The 19,916-nt window shown below is 59.6% G+C and carries 19 protein-coding genes; 6 read left to right on the forward strand and 13 right to left on the reverse strand.

What is annotated here, in order from left to right; all coding sequences use genetic code 11:
* Position 1: 1 nt before the first annotated feature.
* From A4R29_RS11140 to A4R29_RS11150, 3 genes are all read left to right on the forward strand, one after another.
* Positions 2 to 1,399, forward strand: a complete 1,398-nt coding sequence (locus A4R29_RS11140; RefSeq protein ID WP_063173647.1) for an FRG domain-containing protein — start codon at positions 2 to 4, stop codon at positions 1,397 to 1,399.
* Complete coding sequence (locus tag A4R29_RS11145) at positions 1,396 to 2,397, forward strand: HNH endonuclease (protein ID WP_145923754.1); 1,002 nt, start codon at positions 1,396 to 1,398, stop codon at positions 2,395 to 2,397. The genes A4R29_RS11140 and A4R29_RS11145 overlap by 4 nt, the downstream gene beginning before the upstream one ends.
* Before the next feature lie 237 nt (positions 2,398 to 2,634).
* On the forward strand, positions 2,635 to 3,330 hold the full coding sequence (locus A4R29_RS11150; protein WP_161491076.1) for an HNH endonuclease signature motif containing protein: 696 nt from the start codon (positions 2,635 to 2,637) through the stop codon (positions 3,328 to 3,330).
* 185 nt (positions 3,331 to 3,515) lie between these two features.
* On the opposite strand, the gene A4R29_RS11155 is transcribed toward A4R29_RS11150, so the two are convergent.
* From A4R29_RS11155 to A4R29_RS11200, 9 genes are all read right to left on the reverse strand, one after another.
* Positions 3,516 to 4,742 carry a hypothetical protein gene (locus tag A4R29_RS11155; protein WP_063171921.1) on the reverse strand — a complete coding sequence of 409 codons (1,227 nt, stop codon included), beginning with the start codon at positions 4,740 to 4,742 and terminating at the stop codon, positions 3,516 to 3,518.
* A gap of 2,052 nt (positions 4,743 to 6,794) precedes the next feature.
* Positions 6,795 to 7,316, reverse strand: a complete 522-nt coding sequence (locus A4R29_RS11165) for a hypothetical protein (protein ID WP_063171923.1) — start codon at positions 7,314 to 7,316, stop codon at positions 6,795 to 6,797.
* On the reverse strand, positions 7,313 to 7,690 hold the full coding sequence (locus A4R29_RS11170; protein ID WP_145923755.1) for a hypothetical protein: 378 nt from the start codon (positions 7,688 to 7,690) through the stop codon (positions 7,313 to 7,315). The genes A4R29_RS11165 and A4R29_RS11170 overlap by 4 nt, the downstream gene beginning before the upstream one ends.
* A gap of 1 nt (position 7,691) precedes the next feature.
* Positions 7,692 to 8,258, reverse strand: a complete 567-nt coding sequence (locus tag A4R29_RS35030) for a hypothetical protein (RefSeq protein WP_244506990.1) — start codon at positions 8,256 to 8,258, stop codon at positions 7,692 to 7,694.
* A gap of 39 nt (positions 8,259 to 8,297) precedes the next feature.
* Positions 8,298 to 8,858, reverse strand: a complete 561-nt coding sequence (locus tag A4R29_RS11180) for a hypothetical protein (protein WP_063171926.1) — start codon at positions 8,856 to 8,858, stop codon at positions 8,298 to 8,300.
* Positions 8,859 to 8,900: 42 nt separating this feature from the next.
* Positions 8,901 to 9,113 carry a hypothetical protein gene (locus A4R29_RS11185; RefSeq protein ID WP_063171927.1) on the reverse strand — a complete coding sequence of 71 codons (213 nt, stop codon included), beginning with the start codon at positions 9,111 to 9,113 and terminating at the stop codon, positions 8,901 to 8,903.
* 299 nt (positions 9,114 to 9,412) lie between these two features.
* Positions 9,413 to 9,652 carry a hypothetical protein gene (locus tag A4R29_RS11190; RefSeq protein ID WP_063171928.1) on the reverse strand — a complete coding sequence of 80 codons (240 nt, stop codon included), beginning with the start codon at positions 9,650 to 9,652 and terminating at the stop codon, positions 9,413 to 9,415.
* Between the two features lie 119 nt (positions 9,653 to 9,771).
* Positions 9,772 to 10,446: a TIGR02391 family protein gene (locus tag A4R29_RS11195; RefSeq protein WP_161491077.1), complete on the reverse strand. Its 675-nt coding sequence runs from the start codon at positions 10,444 to 10,446 to the stop codon at positions 9,772 to 9,774.
* Between the two features lie 154 nt (positions 10,447 to 10,600).
* Complete coding sequence (locus A4R29_RS11200; RefSeq protein ID WP_063171930.1) at positions 10,601 to 11,056, reverse strand: Ros/MucR family transcriptional regulator; 456 nt, start codon at positions 11,054 to 11,056, stop codon at positions 10,601 to 10,603.
* Positions 11,057 to 11,358: 302 nt separating this feature from the next.
* Between A4R29_RS11200 and A4R29_RS33015 the strand changes: the two genes are divergently transcribed.
* Positions 11,359 to 11,661, forward strand: coding sequence for a helix-turn-helix domain-containing protein (locus A4R29_RS33015; protein WP_082827376.1), 303 nt, complete (start codon positions 11,359 to 11,361; stop codon positions 11,659 to 11,661).
* Positions 11,544 to 12,656 carry a tyrosine-type recombinase/integrase gene (locus A4R29_RS11205; RefSeq protein WP_063171931.1) on the forward strand — a complete coding sequence of 371 codons (1,113 nt, stop codon included), beginning with the start codon at positions 11,544 to 11,546 and terminating at the stop codon, positions 12,654 to 12,656. Before A4R29_RS33015 ends, A4R29_RS11205 begins: the two co-directional genes overlap by 118 nt.
* A 105-nt stretch (positions 12,657 to 12,761) precedes the next feature.
* On the opposite strand, the gene A4R29_RS11210 is transcribed toward A4R29_RS11205, so the two are convergent.
* From A4R29_RS11210 to A4R29_RS11225, 4 genes are all read right to left on the reverse strand, one after another.
* Complete coding sequence (locus tag A4R29_RS11210) at positions 12,762 to 14,030, reverse strand: O-antigen ligase family protein (protein ID WP_063171932.1); 1,269 nt, start codon at positions 14,028 to 14,030, stop codon at positions 12,762 to 12,764.
* Positions 14,027 to 15,562 carry an undecaprenyl-phosphate glucose phosphotransferase gene (locus A4R29_RS11215; RefSeq protein WP_013532222.1) on the reverse strand — a complete coding sequence of 512 codons (1,536 nt, stop codon included), beginning with the start codon at positions 15,560 to 15,562 and terminating at the stop codon, positions 14,027 to 14,029. The genes A4R29_RS11210 and A4R29_RS11215 overlap by 4 nt, the downstream gene beginning before the upstream one ends.
* 94 nt (positions 15,563 to 15,656) lie before the next feature.
* Positions 15,657 to 16,787 carry a glycosyltransferase family 4 protein gene (locus A4R29_RS11220; RefSeq protein ID WP_013532221.1) on the reverse strand — a complete coding sequence of 377 codons (1,131 nt, stop codon included), beginning with the start codon at positions 16,785 to 16,787 and terminating at the stop codon, positions 15,657 to 15,659.
* Positions 16,788 to 16,797: 10 nt separating this feature from the next.
* Positions 16,798 to 17,361, reverse strand: a complete 564-nt coding sequence (locus A4R29_RS11225) for a polysaccharide biosynthesis/export family protein (RefSeq protein ID WP_013532220.1) — start codon at positions 17,359 to 17,361, stop codon at positions 16,798 to 16,800.
* Positions 17,362 to 17,621: 260 nt separating this feature from the next.
* Between A4R29_RS11225 and A4R29_RS11230 the strand changes: the two genes are divergently transcribed.
* Complete coding sequence (locus tag A4R29_RS11230) at positions 17,622 to 19,892, forward strand: GumC family protein (RefSeq protein ID WP_063171933.1); 2,271 nt, start codon at positions 17,622 to 17,624, stop codon at positions 19,890 to 19,892.
* Positions 19,893 to 19,916: the final 24 nt, after the last annotated feature.

The raw sequence follows: 19,916 nt of genomic DNA on the forward strand, positions 1-19,916 counted from the left end.
CATGACGGAAAGCTTCAACTACATCTCCTTCGGCAATTGGGGGTATGTCGAGGGGGACGTCGATGTTGTCACCATGGGGCGGGGGCGTATGTTCGAATACACGCCCTCCGACACCGAAAAGCGGCTTGAAAGCCTTGATTCCACTGCGATCGCCTTTCTCGAGACCCTGCCGACCTTCCTATGCAGCGAGATCAAGTCGGCCGGAGACGTTGTCTCCATGCTTATCAAATACGGCCGGATCTCTGACATCGCGCCCAGCCGCAAGGAGGTCTCCACGACCTTCGAGACGCTGATTGACTTTGGCGAAGTGGCATTCGACGACATTGAAACCGCCGCGTCGATGTTCGGCGCGGATCGGTTCCAGCTCCACCGCACACATTGGGCAGTGCGTAAAGGCGACGCGCGGGAGGTGCTGGCCCGATTGGTCAATCTCAAGCCCGATCTTGCCCATCTCATTATGGAGCAAGGGGCGCCCGCCGCTGTCGGCGCAGAAATCCAGCCCCCGCCACGCGACAAGAAGATTCTTGGCGTCGCCGACAGCGTGGCGTCCTTCCTTCAACTTCTATATGGCTCGCCAGCAAAGGCCACGACTGAGACCTTCTTCCGAGGCCACAGTGACGCCGGCTACGAACTGACGCCGTCCTTGCTGCGCAAATGGGACAATGGCGACTGGCAATTCATGCCTAGCGAGGACCGACTCTGCAAGGAACTACTGATCGCGCATTACGACGAGTTCCAAGGTGATCAGTATTGCTTCGATCGCCTCGTGCGAATGCAGCACTATGGCCTCCCGACGCGGCTGCTCGACATCTCCAGCAATCCGTTGGTGGCACTGTTCTTCGCCTGCTCCTCCAGGCCCGAGCAACTCGATATAGAAGGTGAGGTCATCGCGTTTCAGGTCTCGTCGGACCGTGTCAAATACTACGACTCCGACACCGTAAGTTGTCTCTCCAACCTCTCAAACCTCACCTACGCGCAAAAGAACGAGATCGATCTCACTCTCGACCGGGAACCCTTTAATCAAACAGAAGTCGCCAGCAAGCTGCTTCACCACATCAAGTCGGAGAAGGGCTTTTTCGAGGGCCGGATCGTCCCCGACCATCTTGGTTCAATCATCTGCGTGAAGGCGAAACGCACCAATACGCGCATTAAATCGCAGGCTGGCGCCTTTCTGCTTTTCGGGCACGAGGCGGCGCTTCCCGACGCGGGCCAAGACGGGATCGAGATCTTCCGGGTTACGATTCAGAACAAGGCGGATATCCTTGATCAGCTCGACCGTATCAACATTAATGCGACGACCGTCTATCCAAGCATCGATCAGACCGCAGTTCATTTGCGGGATCTGCATCAGTCGCCGCGGCCTCCCAGCACGGCGTCGAGCGCGGCGCCCGGGCGATGAAGCTGACCGAAATCGACATGGGTAGGCATGAGACCCAGAAGGTGACTCCGCCGGGGTGTTGCATATATTGCGGCAGCACCGAAGAGCTTACTGACGAGCACGTTGTTCCATTCGCGCTCGCCGCGAACTCGGTTATCTACCTCGATGCGTCGTGCAAGGCCTGCGCCGCCATCATTCAACGTTATGAGCAGGATGTGCTGCGCAAGCAGCTGGGGGTTTTCCGTGCCCAGGTCGATGCCCCCACGCGTAACAAGAAGGCGCGCGTCCAGAATGCCGACGTCCATTTCTTCGAGATCGACGATATGGGAAGGCAGATCCGAGATCTGGGATCCCGCAATTTCCCGGTGGGCGAACTACCTCTCACGTTGAACCTGTGGCAGCTGCCGGAGGCGCGAATCCTGCGTCCCGATGCGGTCGCGGGTGATGACTACGGCCGTGCTTGGTCGTTTACCGAGATGGCGGTCACAGATAGGATCAACCGAACGGTAGCACAACAAACCGGCAGCAAGCATGTCGCCATGAAGTTGGGCGACGTGAACCGTAGCAATTTCCTCCGCTTTCTCGCCAAGACGGCGCACGCATTTGCGGTCATGACCCTGGGACCCAACAGCTTCCGCCCGTTCCTGGCTGACGTGATACTCAAGCGAAGCGATGATCTTACGCAATTCGTTGGAGGTGGATTTCCGGCCGCGCCTCACGAGGTCGATCCGGCACATACCACCCTGCTTAGCCTAGGATCGCCGGACGCAGGCCCGGCAAAGGGGCTGATCGCAATCCGCCTGCAGTTCTGGCATGAGCTCAAGACGCCGGCATATATCGTTATGGTTGGGGAGCCGATCAGATCGCTCGATGAGATTTTTGGCGAGCATGCCGATAGCGCGAAGTCCGCTAGTGAGAACACATTTAGGGACACGCAGGTCATTACCAGGGCGCTCCCAGCCTCTCGCAGCCGTCAGCGATATCTGCATGCTCGGAACTCACCTGAGAGCTCCCTTTAGATTGAGTGCGTTTCGCCAGGAGACGGAGCCGTTGCCGAACGCTGGGAACGGAAAGAGTATCGATCTTTACCTTGTGGCAAGCCGGTCGATGAATGAATCGATCGAGACGTAAATCCGCCTTTTCGAGGAAATCGCACGGCAGGTAAACAGTCGCGCCATGTTTCCCTGAATGTGGTGGGGTTCAATCCGACTCGATTGAGCCCGCTAGGGCTTTTTTGTTACCTGGAAATGCACTATTTGGCCGCGATGGCGAAGACCAACTTCACGCACGCGCAGAGATACGCAATTTTCACCGCCCACAGTGAAAAGTGCTGGCTCTGCCGCGAGCCGGTCAGCTTGGCCGAAATGGAAGTGGATCACGTAATCCCGGAAAGCCTTGCAAAACATGCGGCGCTCAAGGACATCTTGAAGCTGATGGGCTTGCCCGAAGACTTCAATTTGAACTCTTACGCCAATTTGCTTCCGGCACATCGCGACTGTAATCGCGACAAGGGCGCGTATAGATTCAAGCCGACGCCCATGTTCATCAGGATTCTCGACCAGGGTCTCGAAAAGGCCAAGCACGTGCAGAAGTTGCACGACACATTCCTTTCGACCCGCAAGCTCAACACCGCGTTCAGCCGCATCCTAGCCGCCATCGAGGAAGGCAAGTTGTCGCCCGAGCAGATGAAAGAGCTTGCAGCCGCCGCGGCTATTGAGCACGAGCCGCAGCGCGAGCCCGAGATGCATGGGCAGCCTCTGTTCCTCAGTCCTGGCCTACGGGTCGTGGGGGAGGACGAGCATTTCCATTATCTCAAGGGGCTTAGCGGGATGACTGGTTATAGGCCCAAGGGCAACAACATCGACATCTCATTTGACTGTCCGAACTGCGGACCGACCGGGTGGAACGGAACCCGCTGCATCCAGTGCGGGATGCTCATCGACCCGGACTGACGCTCACCGAACGGCAAGAGTGCAGCCTTGGCCCGCCATGTGCGCAGGTTTTTCCCGCAGCATCTTGAAAGGTGCGGTTGCACCATCCCCTTCGGCGGCAAGCCTCGGCTTGTTCCGGCGCCGTTTGGGACCTAATAACTTACTATATACCGTAGACTTCGCAGTCTCAGCCCGTCCTTGCACATTCACTCCTCGGAGAAGGCAGCCGCGACGCGCGCCCCAAGGTGACGTAGTGCATCGCTGACGCGCCCGTTCAGTTCGTCGTAAGCAAGGAAGGTTCCGGCTTTCTGGGTTCCAACGCGCGGCGGCCGCTTCATCTTCGACCCCTGCGCCACCAACAGCCGTCGCTCTTGCTTTCGCAAGTGCATCGCTTGCCGCTCTCGGGCATCATCCATGGCCTTTAGCCCGATCACGCCGGTTTTCAGGAATTTCTCTGTCCGCTGCTGATCGTGCCAGGCCTTGACGGCCGAATTCACGGAGCGGCCAGCCTTCTTGATGTCCGAAAACGTCGGAAGCATAAATGTAAAAAACCTGCCTTGTAGTCTGGCGAAGCGCAATCGGCTGAGGTCCTCGAGGTAGGTTACGCCGAGCGCCGAGACTTCCGACCGATCCAGAGTGACCTCGATCCGCACCCGTTTGTCAGCCTCATCGAGCTCGATGGCCGTTCCGGTTCGTCGGTTCTGAGTATCGACCACCTTGTCCATGATGCGCCAGCGGACAATCTCGCTCTCCGCGCCGATATAGTAGGTGGCATCCGTGAACGGTGCCCGGTCCCGTTCTGTCGACATGAGCAGGTGCTCGTTGACCCAATCTGGTAGTTCTTTGGAGTGCTTCAGGGGGTGAGCCGTCTCATTAGTTCCGGACCCCCACGTAAATCTCGGCCGGTTCAATCGATCGGAGATGACATCCTGGTTTGCCCAGAAATGCCGCGCGAGCACCGTGAACAGCTTTGCGCGGATGCCGTCGTCTGGCTGCTTTGGAGTGAAGTCGACGCTGATCTCAATGGCGCGAATGAACGGCAGAACCTCTTGACCGTATTTGTCGCTGACCAGCTCGCAGGCGGTCCTGATCTTTCGCAAATCGGGCTCTTGGATTTTCACGTCGAAGGTATCTGCTAAGCCTCCTGGCTCTTCGCTTAGCGGCTGCACGAACGGCTTCCTGCCTAGGATAGCCTCGATATCGTTTTGCAACCACTGAAACTGTGTCTTCCGGCCAAGCCAGAAGCTGATCGTAACCCAGTCAATTACCGCTCGACAGTGGAACGCATCCAAATTGATCTCCGGCTCCAACGCGTAGCGCCCGGCCAGGCGAGCCTGCGAATTCGCCATGGCTCGCCGCCGGAAGGCGAGCTCACCGAGGTGAGCCTTCGTCTTGATTGCGTAAAGGGGGACCGCTGCTTTCATCTGCGCCATGCCATGCCATGCGAGGTCACCGACGTATCGGGTGCGGTGAGTCGCGGCAACAACATAGCCAAGAGCACTGCAGTGCCGTTTGCTGACTCATAGATGGCCCTAGGGGCTGGCGTGCTGTCCGTCGCCCCAATCTACTTCGTTTTTACCGAACGCGCTGGTGGGCCGCTACGGCAGGACGCCTCATACGCTAATTGGCCCATCCACACGCGGCGGCCAACCCAACCTTCCGGTCGATCAACAGATCGCTTCTGCTCTGCGCCAGGAGAGGTGTGGGCCTAGTGTTATGGGCCTGACCTTGGACACTATATTGGACTTGAATTGTCCAACGAAATTGAACAAACCGGTTGATATCGGAGCAGGGCGATGCAGCGCACAGCCTCGGCTGCCTTAGGGAGGGTGCCGAGAACTCTGGCACCCTCAATGAGCATGTGGATCGCGACGGGATCGACGCTTGCAAGGACGGGATAGGAGGAAAGTCGGTGTTCGTTCAATGCCTGACATGACGAAGGCAGACCGAGATGCCTCCTTTGCTGAATTCGAGCATTCTGTCGGATTCGTCGTTCGCATCCAGAGGCGACCATCAGCACGGCACAAACTAACGGTCGGAAGCCACTCATGCCAAAGCCTGGCACGACACTCGACCGGAGCGAAGCGCAGAGGTTGAAAATATGTTTTCCCCCTTGCGGGGTAAGGAGATCGCTCTCGCTGACAGGTAGTGTTGCCAGAGTGTTCAATAGTTGCTGCGCTCGACTGGTGAGTCGAGCGCGTTTCGGCCCGCTGGTAGGTCTGTAAGCGCTATACTGTTTCGATCCATTAGCTGCCTGCGATGTTGACAGTGCGAGCAAAAAGCTGGTTTCGGGTGAAATGTGCCAACGTAATGTAAAACTCTGTCAACTTGGCGGTAGGTTTGGGGCTGTTTTGGTTGACAGACGGTTGTCACTTGGTGGCCTTGGATAGCTGAAATTGCCTGGCGGGCAGGGGCGTAGTTGACACATTCCTAGGTTTGGTTGACACCCGCCGGGTTGAGTGTCAACCTGATATTGCAATCTAGGGTAGTAGCGAAAGGTAGTCGGTTGATGAGGTATCGGCATCTTTTGATCGCGAGCGGTAGAGGAGGTTTGAGGCCAGAAATTGCGGTGGTAACAAAAGGCATCCCCAACGTATCCGCAAATCTTCCCTAGGACTTCGATGGATCTCCACGGGAGACAGATTTCACCTGCTCTCCGGGACGAATAGCGAGCCATTCCCCGATTTTTCTCGAACCATGTTTTTGATTTGGATCGCTATCCGAGATGAACTCTTCTACACGTGGCGCCCTGCGCGGCGCTCTCCCGATCTAGCGCTCACCCAAGGGAGCTTCGGCACGGACAAATCCAAAGCCTCTCTCAGGAACCTGCTTTTGGAGCTGCTCGCCTCAGGCTTTAGACGTCGCTCGATAACTCACGCCACGCCCGTGTAGCGCCTTTTCCAGCTTGTTGAACCTTTCCACGGCGTTCGAAATCAGCCTTTCTGGCGAAAGCCTATACTAGGGTCGCACGCCTCGGGCGCGCGGTTCACAGTCCCCTCGGTCTCTTCCTCGGTTAGCTCGATTTCGGAGAGGCAGGCCGTGTCCATGATCGAGAACTGGGTCGAAAAACAACGTTACAATGTGAGAATTACCTGTTTCCCATAATTCTCGTGGACAACGATTTCGTAGAGCTTCATGAGCCTGCTCCTCGGCGTTCCCACGAAGCATATGGAACTCTTCCAGGTCTGGCGACGACCAACAATGAAAAGAGTCGCCATCATTGCCCTTGCGGCACTCATAGTCGCTTTGCCGGTCAATGTCGCTCGTGGAGCAGACCGCCGATGAGGGCGAAATACGTGGAACTGAAACGAGCGAATACCGCATCATTCGCCCGACCAGTGAAGCTGCGGAAGAGGCTTGTAGATTTAACGATCAAAGGTGGCGCAGGGCTGGTCGATGACATCACTGCCCCATCGCCCGAGCACTTAGTTTAACGAGGTTCGCATGAAACAGCCACATAGCTACGTAGCCATGTGGCTGCGAGGTTAGCGGGTGGAGCGTTTTGGGAAAATGGGCTTCGGTGGCTTTGTATAATCCGCCGGGCGAGGAACATTCTCATAGCCGACTTGGCCGAAGGCAATCTTCTCCGTCAAGCGCTCGACTAGGGACCTGTCATCCAGCCAGAGGCAGGTTCCATTATCTAACAGAACGGCTCGAGCGCTACCGGCACCTCCGCCAGCAAAGCGCCCTGGAGAAGCATAGCGGTATCGGCTCGGAGGCTCGGCCAACATGACGCGTCCGAGGGCGTCGGACACGTAGAGGTCCTTGAGGAAGTCATCCGACGCAACCCTGCTCTTGTCGTCGGTGGACCTCTCCTTGGGCTTCTCAGCTAGAACGCGGGCGTTGCGAGTGCTGACACGCTCCTTAAACGCTATCATTCGGGCGTCGAGAGCCTCTTCCGCCTTGGTATGCGCGGCGATGCGGCGCGAGAACAGGTTGCGGCTGACGAGCGCCCAAAGGCAGATCGCGCTAAGCGCAACCATAAAGATCCAGAAGGGCGTGCTCATCGTTGGAACTCCTCGTTGAGGATAGCTCGTCCCACACAATGTAGGACGAAGGCAGCTCCTAGGCAACTTAAGGTGGCTACGACGAGCTCCCCATCTTTCAAAGTTGCCAGCAGAGAGGTGTGGTAGAGGAAGCCAACTCCAGGACCGATCAGACCCAATGTCACTGCGGACGTGGACATACGATCAAAGGCGTTGGCAGTGAATTTCGCCAGCTCCCGTTCTCGCTCCCTGTCCTTCTTGAGTCTGACGGCCTCCTTCTCGATCGCGGCCTCTTCAGCCGCGAGATCCTCGATCTCATCGTCTTCCGCTTTCTGTTCCGCTGCGTGCCGGGCTAACAACTCTTCGACATCTTTATCGAACATGCTTTCGGCCACCTCAGGCCCCTCTTGGCCAGGCTTTGTCGGTTCCTCTCTCTTTGCCACCTAACTCCCCCTCTGTCTTTGTGGAGTTGGTAGCGTAGAACTCGGTGGCGGGAAAGCTACTCCGGCAGGCTTGGATCGTGGCGGACAATCGCGTCGAGGATGGTCCGCTAGGGTGAGGGGTGTCTTCCTCGATCTCGGAGCGGGTGATGCCGCGGGCTTTGGCGTCCGCCAGCATCTTATTGGTGAGCTTGTCCACGGAGATGACATCGGCGCCGATGGGCAGCCACCAGTCCGTCGCCTGGACGATCTCCATCAGCGCCGCCCTGGCCGCGTCCTCGCTCGGGTGAACCTTCCCTTTGGTGTAGGGTGCATGCAGATCCGCGCCGAGCCGTGGGCGCCAGATTGCCCAGCGGTATTTCGGCATCGCCCTGTAGTAGCTCAGCCAGATATCCCAGCCGGCGCCCTTGAGCTGCTCCCAGCCATGCGGGAGGGCTGCCATCAGGACAAGGCCGAAGGATAAGGCCAGATGGCGGAATCCCAGCCTGGTCGGCCGAGCGAAGTTCCTGAAGGACGAGGACAAGCTTGGCCACGCATCGCTAAAGGACTTTTGGGAGCGAAGCTAAATGTCCGTCGAAGACCTCACCGGCGCAGTGTCAGGGCCGGAGGCGGAGATCTTGGTCAGTTTGATATCGCCAAACATTATGAATTCTGGGTTCGACGCCTGAACGGCTAAGTCGACGGTCCTTTCGACCTCAGCTACCACCGCTCGAAGCCGCTCCAAAGTTCGCTCCGCCCGCCACGGCGCACCTTGTTTGTCGACCCTATAGTCGTAGCGGATTCTCACATATTCCTTCGACCGTTTTGGCGATTGAATGAACTCTTGGACCTCTTTTGGCAATTGCAGCCCTAAGGCCGTGCAGGCTGTTAGCCTGTCAGCAAAGTTGTGGTTGTAGTCTCGAACATCCTCCGGCGTCGTGCCGCCGAGTAACTGGAAACTTCGCAGGTAGTTTTCCAAGGCCTGGAAGTAGAGAAGTCTCCGTGGATGGTCCGACATCTGCGGCCCAATCTGCGCCAGGGCGTCGGCGCTTATCCTGTAGGTCTGGGCAAAGCGGAAGACGCCGTAGGCCGTCAAGTCCTTGCCGTGGACAACTTTCGTCGTTTTCGTGACGGCTTCCCCCATGGTTAGGAGGATGCCGCCATTTGCTTAGCGGGGCAAGCCGTATCACCGCCTACCGATTGAAATCTTTGGCATGTCGTCGCCTTCGCCCTGTATGAGGAATTCAGCGAGCGCGCCCATCAGCCACTCGGCATTTTCGCGGTCGAGCAACATATCGACCGTGTCGTCGTCGTCAGTGACCAACTCTAGCGTGCCTCTCAGCGGCTTGCGGGAAGTCACTTCTACATCACCGTCCTGATACTCAACAAATTTCGGCATAGTTTTCTCCTAAATGATCGTGGGCTGCAGACGTGCATGAGCAGGTCCGCGAGCCAGTTGATGTTCAAGGAGTTGTGTTGGGCAGCCGTGCTGCTCGTTGTCTACGACGTAAGGGCTCCCCCATCGTCGGTTATCACGCGGCGTTATACTCAGAGTGCTCGGCGCCGGTTCTCTCGAGGCACGGTGCAAGAGTGACCCAGTGGGTGTAGGCAGTCAAGGTCATTCAGTCAGCCTTGAAGCCGGCAAGAAGCAGCTTCAGCGCAAGCCACTATCGAACCGCCGCACGAAGGCAGACTTCTTCATTTCCTTGCTCGGATCATCGCCCACGCGATCGCCAGTTCGGCCTCGACCATCGCATTTTCCTTCTGGGTTATGTTGCCGGCGGCGATCAGCAGGCACAGCGAGCGCATCACCTCGCCGCGTAGCCACCCGGCTTCAATCATGCAGTCGACGATCGCCTGTAAGCCCGGCTCCATCGCCTCCTGGCAGTCGACCGATCGATCGGCATAATCGCCTTGGCGCCTTGGTCTGCTGATCATCCGTTGCCGTCCATTGTGCTCTCTTCATAAAACTTTCGCGGCACTGGCAGATTAGCGTTAGCGACGAGCCACTCGTCGACGATCGTTTCCAGCAGATCGAGCTTAGGCGTGGCGGCAGACTACGGCTGAGCTTCGTCCAAAAGCTTCGCGAGAAGGCTGACGAATGCGATAAACTCCAAGGCCCGTTCTGCATCGTCATTGATGAAGCCGTGTGCTCGGGGGTTCCGCAGACCCGAGACAGCACCACTAAATAGCTGCATGAAGCCTTTCTGTTCGTCTTTGTCGCTCTGATCCTGAAGGGCGTTGAACTTCAGTGCTGGGTTAGCGGGGTTGAACGCCCGCTCCATCAGCGTCGTGCCATCGAACTCAAGCCCGCTGCGGAGACGCACTAAGCCGTTGAGTGCCTTCACCGCAGCCTCTACAGCGTTGGCGTAGTGGCCGTCCTGATAAAGCCTGTTTGCCGCGCGCGCGATTTCGGGCTGCAGATCGAGCCCGCCGTAAGCGCGGACCGTCCTTTCTATGCTGTTCTCGCTCTCGTCACCTACCCGCTCTTCAAAAATTTCGATGACCGACTTCAGTTTGGAGATACCACCTCGGACTTTCTCATCGACGGTGTCGATGTTGCCCCTCAGCGAGTCGTCCATCCCTGAAAACCAGACATTAAATACCGGCTTGAATGTCTCGATTCTGTATTCTGCATATTCCAGCGTATCGGCTCCAAAAATGTCCCGAAGAGTGGAATTGATCTTGGTTGAAAAACTATCGAGGACATTCCCGCCGTCCTTTTCCGTCAAGCTAAGGACGTCGAGCTCGGATAGCTCCTGAAGTCGCTTCTTCAGCCTAGGAAGAGCCGCACGGAGTTGCGCGTCCGATAGGCTCGCTGAGCGTAAAGTAGTTTCCGGTCGGCGAGCCATCCTATTCCCCTTTCAAAACCATCTGACCGGCGGATCACGCCTTCGCTTTGCTCTTGGCAGCCATTTTCCTCTTCGGCTTGGCCGACGCCTTCCGGCCGAGCCCGGCTGCCTTTGCCAGCGACGACCGCTGGGCGGCGTAGTTCGGCGCGACCATCGGATAGTCCGACTTCAATGCCCACTTGGCCCGATACTCGTGGGGCGTCAGGCCGTAGTGCACGTCGAGATGACGCTTCAGCGATTTGAACTTTTTCCCGTCCTCGAGGCAGACGATGTAGTCGGGGAACACCGATCGCTTGGGATTGACCGCGGGAGCCTGGGCCGGTGTCTCGGTTTCGACCGGTCCGCCGATCTTCGAAAGCGACGAATTCACGCTTGCGATCAAATCTGGGAGTGAGGCAACCGGCACAGGGTTGTTGCTGACGTAGGCGGACACGACATCCGCAGTGAGCTCGATCAGTTCTCTTCGGCTATTCTCAATCTTTTCCGGCATGGAACAACTCCCATTTACGGCGGCTATGGTTGAAATCTCTTAGCCAGTTTTGGGAGAAATTCCACCCGCGTAGTGGTTGCGTGAAGTGATCGGCATGCTCAGCACCGTGAACAGCGCGCTGCCACAGGCAAGAGCCGCGAGTGGATGAGCGCGCGGCTATTCCATGCCGCCGGCGAGTAGGTCCACACGATCCGCTTTCGGCGCCTAGTGGAGATTCGATGGGAGCGGCCGGTGATCCTTAGGATGGCTAAGTGACGTAGCGTAAACCGCAGTCCTTCTGGGTCTCCGCTATAATTGGACATATGCAGCGCCTTCTTACTCCAGCCGAAGCGTCAGAACTTCTCGCGATCAGCCCAAAGCACATACGTTGGCTCACCGATGCCGGTCAGTTGCCCTGGGTCAATATTGGTCTCGACGGTAGGCGGCCGACCCGTCGCTACAGGCAAGAAGACTTGCTGCAGTTCATCGAGCGGAGGAGCAGGAACGCGTGTCGGTATATCGAAAGCACGGCAAACCAGAATATCACTACGACTTCATCTTTCACGGTCGTCGATTTTCAGGCGCCACGGGCACGAGCAACAAGCGGCAGGCGGAACGTGTCCTAGACGAGAAGCGTCGACAGGCGCGGGAGCGTTCTAGGCAGGCGGCGGCCTTCACCGCTGAAGGGCCGATGTCCCTGGAAATCGCCACCTCGCGCTTCTGGCACGAGGTAGGCCAGCACCTAGCGAACTCGGATAACTATTTCCGTTTCCTCGGTTGGCTCTTGGAGCACTTCGGTAAGCACATCACGCTCGACCGCATTACGGACTCAATGGTTGCGGCAATGGTGTCAAAGCGCCGAGCCGATGGAGTCACCAATGCGACCGTCAATCGCACTACGACTGTCCCGCTCCGGGGGATTATGACTCGAGCAAAGAAAACGTGGAAGGTGCCGATCGGCGACATCGACTGGAGCCGTCACCTGCTGAAGGAACCGAAGGAACGTGTGCGCGAGGCCAGCGTGGACGAGGAAAAGCGCTTATTAGCGGCTATGCGCGAGGACTACGCGCCTGCAGTTCGTTTCGCGATCCTCACCGGTTGCCGTCGGATGGAGATCGTTGATCTCGCCTGGTCGCGAGTTGATTTCTTCGGCAAAACCATCACCGTCGTAGGCAAGGGCGACAAGGCCCGAATTCTCCCGATGACGGATGCAGTTTACGATCTGCTCTGGCCTCTTCGCGGCCACCATTCGACGGTCGTCTTCACCTATACCGCGAAGAGGACGAACAAGCAGCTCGGCCTTGTTCGCGCCAAGCGCTATCCGATCACGATGGAGGGCTTCAAGACGGCCTGGCGCCGCTATCGTGCCAAGTCAGGGGTTGAGAACTTCCGCTTCCATGATACCCGCCATACCGCCGCCACGCGCACTCTGCGCACCGGCAATATGAAGGTCGTCCAGCGCATGCTCGGCCATGAAGACATCACAACTACAGCGAAATACGCCCATGCGATGATCGAAGATATGCGCGTGGCCATGGAGGCAGCAAACCACACCGGAAGTCACACCGGACGAGCAAAGAAAGTCACTAGCGGACTGAAAGATAAGAAGAAATCGGCCTGAGCAACCTTGACCCCCAGTCAAGTGCGCTACCGGGCTGCGCTACACTCCGGACCGGTCGCGATGTATCGTGATAACCCCGTGCGGGTCAACCGAATTCCGCGACTTTTATCCCGCTGCGATTGCCGGTGCCGGCGAGCCCTGAAAGGCAGGCCGCAACAACCGCTGGTGCCTGTATTCCAGAGCGATGGCGCCCCAGATCAGGCCGAGCAGCAGGTACACGTGGCGCCAGTGGTCGATGTCGATGAAGGTGCCGAGCCCGATATTGCCGATGAAGGCGACATAGGCGCACAGGAGATAGGGCTGCCACGGCCGGTCGCGCAGCAGGATGCGGAAGCCGGCTGCTATCGTCCATAGAACGAGCGCGAGGAACGACACGAAGCCGAGCCAGCCATAATCCATCAGCATCTTCAGCCAGATGTCGTGGGTGTCTTCACCGAAGATCGTGCCGAAGACCAGCGGGCCGATGCCGAACGGATGCTCCATCGCCATCTGGAAGCCGATGCCATAGCGGGCGAAGCGGCCGAGACGGGCGGTGTCGTAGCTCTGTTCGAGATGGGCACGGTTGGAGAACATCTCCGACACGCCGGGCAGCTGCAGGATGACGATCATGGCGACGACCAGCAGCGCCAGTGCCGCAATCGTCATCACCACCACGCGCAGCCGGAACATGCCGCTGGCGCTCTGCAGGAACAGGCAGCCGGTGAGCAGGACGGCCGAAACGGCGAACATGCCCCAGGCGCCGCGCGAAAAGGAGAAGAAGATGCCGGCGGTGATGATCAGCAGCGGCACGGCCAAAAGCGGCATGCGTGTCACCGGTCCGGTCAAAAGCAGATAGAGCAGATAGATGCCGGGCAGCACCAGGAACGGGCCGAACACGTTCGGGTCCTGGAAGGCGCCGGCGGCACGGTCGTATTTGGTGAACATCTCGGCGCCCGGAAAGGCATGGAAGTAGCCTGCAATGCCAAGCAGCGAGGTGGCCACGGCCGAGACCACATAGGCAATGAAGATCAGCCGGTAGAGGCCCGGCTGTACGGCTGTGATCGATGCGAAGAACACCGCGCTGAAGGCGAGAAACAGCGAGACGGCGAGATAGAGCGGCGTGTTGGCGAGGTCCGCCATCTGCGTCATGGAGATCATGCCGCCGATGTTCATCGTCACCAGCAGCACCAGCAGCGGCGTGGCCGCGCGGGAAATCCGCAAGCCGAAAAGCGCCCAGATGGCAATCAGCCCGGCCATGTAGAGCTCATAGGGCGCCGGCTCGCTGATGACGAAGCCGGACAGCAGAATGCCGAGGAAGACCGCGCCCGACGAAATCAGCGCGACCAGCTTGGCGTTGACCACGGCCTGCGGCAGATCATGGCTGATCGCGCTCAATAGGCGTTTTCCGTATTGAGCAGCCGGAGCGGCGTCAGGAACAGGATCCGCAAATCGAACAGCAGCGACCAGTTCTCGATGTAGTAGAGATCATACTCCGTGCGCATGCGGATCTTCTCGTTGGTGTCCATCTCGCCGCGCCAGCCATTGATCTGCGCCCAGCCGGTGACGCCGGGCTTGACCTTGTGGCGGGCGAAATAGCCGTCGACGACCTCGTTGTAGAGCAGGTTATGCGACTGCGCGGCGATGGCGTGCGGACGCGGGCCGACCAGCGACAGCGAGCCGAGCAGCGAGTTGAAGAACTGCGGCAGCTCGTCGATCGAGGTCTTGCGGATGAAGCGGCCGACGCGGGTGACGCGAGGATCGTTTTTGGTCACCGTCTGCTTGGCGGTCGGGTCGGCCTTGTCGGTATACATCGAACGGAACTTGTAGACCTCGATGATCTCGTTGTTGAAGCCGTGCCGCTTCTGATGGAACAGCACCGGCCCCTTGCTGTCGAGCTTGATGGCGATGGCGGTCGCCAGCATCACCGGCGAGAACACGACGATGCCGATCAGGCTGAAGACGATGTCGAAGGCGCGTTTGGCGACCGAATCCCAGTCGTTGATCGGCTTGTCGAAGATATCCAGCATCGGCACCGCGCCGATGTAGGAATAGGCACGCGGGCGAAACTGCAGTGCGTTGGAATGCGCCGACAGCCGGATGTCGACCGGCAGCACCCACAGCTTCTTCAGCAACTGCAGAACGCGGGATTCGGCGGTCAGCGGCAGCGACACGATCAGCATGTCGATGCGGGCTATGCGGGCGAATTCAATCAGTTCCGAAATGGTGCCGAGCTTGGGGTAGCCGGCGACGATGGGCGGCGAGCGCTTATCGCCGCGATCGTCGAAGATGCCGCAGATGCGGATATCGTTGTAGGGCTGCTTTTCGACCGAGCGGATCAGGATTTCCGCCGCCTTGCCGCCGCCGACGATGACGGCGCGCCGCTCCATGCGGCCATCGCGCGCCCAGGCCCGGATCAGCTTCGACATTACCAGCCTGAGGCCGAAGATGAGAACGAAGCCGATGACGAACCAGCTGCCCAACAAAAGACGCGAATAGTTTTCCGACATCTTCATGACGAACGCCGTCAGCGCCATGAGGGCGAAAGTGCCGGCCCAGACCAGCAGCACGCGGCCGAAATTGGCGATCGGCCGCATCAGGGCGACGATCTGGTAGCAGTCGGTGACGTCGAGCAGCACCACGGCAAGGAACGACGCGGCGGCGATCGTTACCGGATACTGCCAGGCGAGATAATTGAAGAACCCGACATAATGGAAATAGACGGCGAGCCCGGACAGGAACAGCAAGCCGAATTCGACCATGCGCAGGACGCCGCTGACCATGATCGGCGACATCGTATCGCGCCGGTACTGCGAGGCGACCTGGCGCGCGACATCGTTCATGCCGCTTGGCGTGTCGCCATCGGCCGGGCCGTCGAATTTACGCACCGCCTCTGCTGAAAAGCGGCGCGCGGGGTCGATCTCGTTCATGAGGGCTTTCCGCAAGCTTCCCCTCGGTCATAGCAAAAGAGAGCTAAGAAACCCTTGAAACAACATACGGCTTTGGAACGGCTTGGTCCTGCGCCTACCTGTCGAGCGCGGCGAAATAGGCGTTCTCGATGTCGGCGGCCATCACATCGGCGCCGAAGCGTGCCTTGAGGTCGGCCCCATCCGGCATCAGATCGCGATAGGCGGCCGGGTCGGCCAGCGCCTGGCTCATCCTTTCGGCGAGCTCGATCGGGTCAGGTCGGATCAGGGCAGGGGAACCGGTGTCGAATATCTCCGGAATGCCGCCGACCGCTGTTGCGATCATCGGCTTTCCCGCGGCAAGCGTTTCCAGGACGATATAGGGCATGGCTTCGGCGCGCGAAGGAACGATGATAAGCGCGGCAAGGGCAAAGGCCTCCCTGGCCGGCATCGGCGGTAGGAAGCGGACATGGCGCTCGAGCCCGAGGCGTTTCACTTGCCCGTGGTAACGCGGTAGGTCGTCGCCGTCGCCGACCATCACCGCGGTCAGCGCGCGGCCGAACCGTGGGCCGGCGAGCGCCAATGCGTCGATGAAGATGTCCGGCCCCTTCAGGTCGCGCATCATGCCGATATAAAGCAGGTCGGCTGCGTCCGGCGCGGTGATCACCGGCTCGAATTCAGTGGCGCGCAGGCCGTTATAGACGAGGGTGTTGGGAATGGGCGGCTCGCCGACCTTGTGGCGATAGGTCCGCCGCTCATAGTCCGAGACAAACAGCAGATAGTCGGTGAAGCGAGCCATGAAGCGCTCGAGCGCGAAGAACAGCTTTCCGGTGGTCGTGTTCTCGTCATAGTGGAGGGAGCCGCCATGCGGCGAATAAAGGCGGGCTACGCGAGACCTTGATACCCGCAACAACGAGCCGAACAGACGGGCATAGGCGCCACCCTTGGCGCCGTGTCCGTGCAGTACGTCCGGCCGCAATTCCTTGATGATCCTGTACGTGCGCCAGGCCGAGGCAAGGTCGCCGGGACCGACGTGGCGCTGCATCGGCGTGCGATGAATGCCGAGCGCCAGCATGTTCTTCATCTGCTCGAACAGATGTTCCTCGAACGCGCCGCCCGTCGTCGAATCGCAGACGATGCCGACGGAATGCCCGGCGGCGACCTGCGCCTCGGTCAGGTCGCGCACATGCCGGAAAATTCCTCCGACGGGTGAGCGAAAGCAATGGACGATCCTGAGCCTGTCCGCCACTTGGTATCTGTCAGAACAGGCGTTCGCGGACGTAGACCGTATCGCCCGGCAGCAGCGGGTCGGAGGTGACCACGCGGCCGGTCATCACCTTGCCGTTGATGTCGCGGGTGATGTCGACGCTTTCCTGGTTGGCGCGCGGCGTGAAGCCGCCGGCAATGGCGATTGCCTTCTGCACCGTCAGGCCGGGGACGTAAGAGTATTGGCCGGCGGCACCCACTTCGCCCATGACGAAAATCGGCCGGTAGCGGTCGATCTCGACCGAAACGTCGGGATCGCGCAGATAGCCTTGCCGCAATTTGTCGGCGATCTCCTTTTCCATCTGCTGCGCGGTGTGGCCGCGCGCCGGTATGGCGCCGACAAGCGGGAAGGAGAGATAGCCGGATTGATCGACGCTGTAGGTGTTGGTCAGCCCGTCCTGCTCGAACACGGTGACGCGGACGCGATCGCCGGCGCCAAGCCGGTAGGGCTGATCGAGCACCTCATGGAAGGCGGCCGGCGTCGGCCGGTAGCTGGAACAGCCAGCCAGCATCGATACGGCAAGCAGCGCGCGAAACAGGGAAGCAGTGCTTTTCATGACCGGACAAGTACCTTCGACTGGGCCGCTGCGGCGTCGCAGCAAACATCAGGGATCGAGGCCCGTTATCATCCTGTTAGGGTTAATGGCCGGTAAAGGGAGCGGCCGACACGTGGCGCATCGGCAAGAGTTTTTGCGATTTCTGGCGGTTTTGTTTGTCGCCCGCCAGTAAACCCTAACGGAAACTTACCGCGATCTTAACGGCTGAGTTACCATAGTTGTTTACGGTGCGTGCTGACCCAGTATCGGAGTAGGGATGCATGTCCGTTCAGTCCGCGGCCGCAGATGTCGATGTCGATCTCAGGCAGCTCTTCGCCAGCCTGGCGAGGAATTGGCTGCGTATAGGCCTCGTCGTCCTGTTGGCGACCGGGCTGGCCTTTGCTTTCGCCTCGCTGGCAACCCGGCACTACAAGGCCGAGACGCAGGTGGAGATCGCGCCGCGCGAATCCATCTACACGCGGCCGGCCAGCAATAACAACGACACCGACAAGCCTATTCTCGACGAGCAGGGCGTCGCCACCCAGGTCCAGATCATTTCCTCCAACGAAATCCTCAAGCAGGTCTCGCAAAAGCTTGGGCTGGAAAAACTGCCCGAGTTCAATGAAGCGCTCGACATGTCGGCGCTGAGCCGCGCTCTGGTCCTGGTCGGGCTGAAAAGCGACCCGATGGAAATTCCGACGGAAGAGCGCGTGCTCAAGAAAATGCACGAGAAGCTCAACGTCTACGGCGTCGAGAAGACCCGCATCATTGCCATCGAGTTTTCATCGGAAGATCCCAAGCTCGCGGCCGCCATACCGGACGCCATCGCTGCCGCCTATATAGCGGGGCAAGGGGCGGCCAAGCTCGAATCGAACAGCGCCGCGGCAGACTTCCTGGCGCCCGAGATCGCCGACCTGCAGCGGCAGGTCAAGGATGCGGAGGCGAAGGTCGCCGCCTATCGCGCCCAGTCCGATCTTCTGATGGGTGGCAACAATTCGGTGCTGGCCACCCAGCAGCTTTCGGAACTGTCGAGCGAACTGTCGAAAGTGCGCGCCAACCGCGCTGCGGCCGAAGCGACCGCCGACGGTGTGCGCAGGGCGCTGCAGAATGGCGGTTCGCTGGACGCCGTGCCGGAGGTTCTGTCATCGGACCTGATCCAGCGCTTGCGTGAGCGACAGGTCGAATTGCGCTCCAACATCGCCGATCTGTCGACGACGCTGCTTGGAAATCATCCGCGCATTCGCGCGCTGAAATCGCAACTGTCCGATCTCGACGCGCAGATCCGCAGCGAGGCCCAGAAGATCATGAAAGGCCTGTTGATGCAGGCCGAGACGGCAAAGGCCCGCGAGAACCAGCTCGTCGCCGACGTCAACACATTGAAAGCCGCTTCGGCGCAGGCCGGCGAACAACAGGTCGACCTCGACGCACTGCAGCGCGACGCGACCGCCAAGCGGCAGCAGCTCGAACTCTACCTGACCAACTACCGCGAAGCCGCTTCGCGCCAGGACCGCAACTATCTGCCGGTCGACGCCCGGATCGCCTCGAAGGCGTCGGTTCCCTCCGAGGCCTATTTCCCGAAGGTCGGGCCGATCGTCGGCGCGGCTTTCGCCGCATCGCTGCTGATCATGGCCATCGTGACGCTTCTGCGGGAGCTGTTCTCAGGCCGCGCGATGCGGCCGGCGAGCGGTTCCCGTTTCGAACGGATCGATGAGGTGGCGATGCCCCATGTGGCGCAGACGCCGGCCGCCAAGCCATTTGTCCGCCCCGAGCCTGCCGTCTTCCAGGAACCCTTCATTCACCAGGAACTGCCTGAACCTGCGCATGAAGCCGATGCGGAGCCTTATGCCGCTGCGATGCAGGCCATGGCCGAGGCGCCGGATGTGGTCGCAATGCCCGCTACGGCGGCGACAGAGCAGACGGTTGTCGAGCCCGAACCGGCGCGCTCCACCCTGGGCGAGATCGACATCGAAAGGGCTGCCGAAAAGCTGATCTCAAGCGGTGCGGCGCGCGCCATATTCGTCTCGCCGGAAGGCGACGAGGCGGCTGCATCGGCGATCCTGGTGGCGCGCGAAGTCGCCGACGCCGGGCTGCGCGTGCTGTTGCTGGACCTCACCGCGTCGGGGGCCGCCTCGCGGCCGATGCTGGACAGCGGACTTTTTCCCGGCATCACCAACCTGCTCGCTTCGGAAGCGCAGTTCAGTGACGTCATCCATGCCGATCTCTACTCGGACTGTCACGTCATTCCGGTCGGAACCGCCGATCCGGTCCGCGCCATGCGCGCCGCCGACCGGCTGCCGATCATCATGCAATCGCTGACAACGGCTTATGATCTGGTCGTGGTCGAATGCGGACCAGCCGACGCGCAGGGCATCGGCCGTCTGACCGGCGACGCCACCGAGGTTTTTCTCTCCATGCTGGAGGCCGACGACGAGGTGACGCAGGCTGCCGTCAAGCTGATCGAGAACGGCTATCCCGACCTGACGCTGGTGACGCCGCTCGGCCACGAACCGCCCGGCAATCCGGTGCCGGGACGGCGCACTGCCGCCGCCTGAGAGAGCTGCGGATCGCCTGGCGGA

It is taken from the genome of Mesorhizobium ciceri biovar biserrulae, from assembly GCF_001618845.1.
Lineage (GTDB): Bacteria > Pseudomonadota > Alphaproteobacteria > Rhizobiales > Rhizobiaceae > Mesorhizobium > Mesorhizobium ciceri.

Coding starts and splice junctions, on each gene's coding strand:
- A4R29_RS11140 (WP_063173647.1), top strand. CDS start 2: ATGACGGAAAGCTTCAACTACATCTCCTTCGGCAATTGGGGGTATGTC.
- A4R29_RS11145 (WP_145923754.1), top strand. CDS start 1,396: ATGAAGCTGACCGAAATCGACATGGGTAGGCATGAGACCCAGAAGGTG.
- A4R29_RS11155 (WP_063171921.1), bottom strand. CDS start 4,742: ATGGCGCAGATGAAAGCAGCGGTCCCCCTTTACGCAATCAAGACGAAG.
- A4R29_RS11165 (WP_063171923.1), bottom strand. CDS start 7,316: ATGAGCACGCCCTTCTGGATCTTTATGGTTGCGCTTAGCGCGATCTGC.
- A4R29_RS11180 (WP_063171926.1), bottom strand. CDS start 8,858: ATGGGGGAAGCCGTCACGAAAACGACGAAAGTTGTCCACGGCAAGGAC.
- A4R29_RS11185 (WP_063171927.1), bottom strand. CDS start 9,113: ATGCCGAAATTTGTTGAGTATCAGGACGGTGATGTAGAAGTGACTTCC.
- A4R29_RS11190 (WP_063171928.1), bottom strand. CDS start 9,652: ATGATCAGCAGACCAAGGCGCCAAGGCGATTATGCCGATCGATCGGTC.
- A4R29_RS11200 (WP_063171930.1), bottom strand. CDS start 11,056: ATGCCGGAAAAGATTGAGAATAGCCGAAGAGAACTGATCGAGCTCACT.
- A4R29_RS33015 (WP_082827376.1), top strand. CDS start 11,359: ATGCAGCGCCTTCTTACTCCAGCCGAAGCGTCAGAACTTCTCGCGATC.
- A4R29_RS11215 (WP_013532222.1), bottom strand. CDS start 15,562: ATGAACGAGATCGACCCCGCGCGCCGCTTTTCAGCAGAGGCGGTGCGT.
- A4R29_RS11225 (WP_013532220.1), bottom strand. CDS start 17,361: ATGAAAAGCACTGCTTCCCTGTTTCGCGCGCTGCTTGCCGTATCGATG.
- A4R29_RS11230 (WP_063171933.1), top strand. CDS start 17,622: ATGTCCGTTCAGTCCGCGGCCGCAGATGTCGATGTCGATCTCAGGCAG.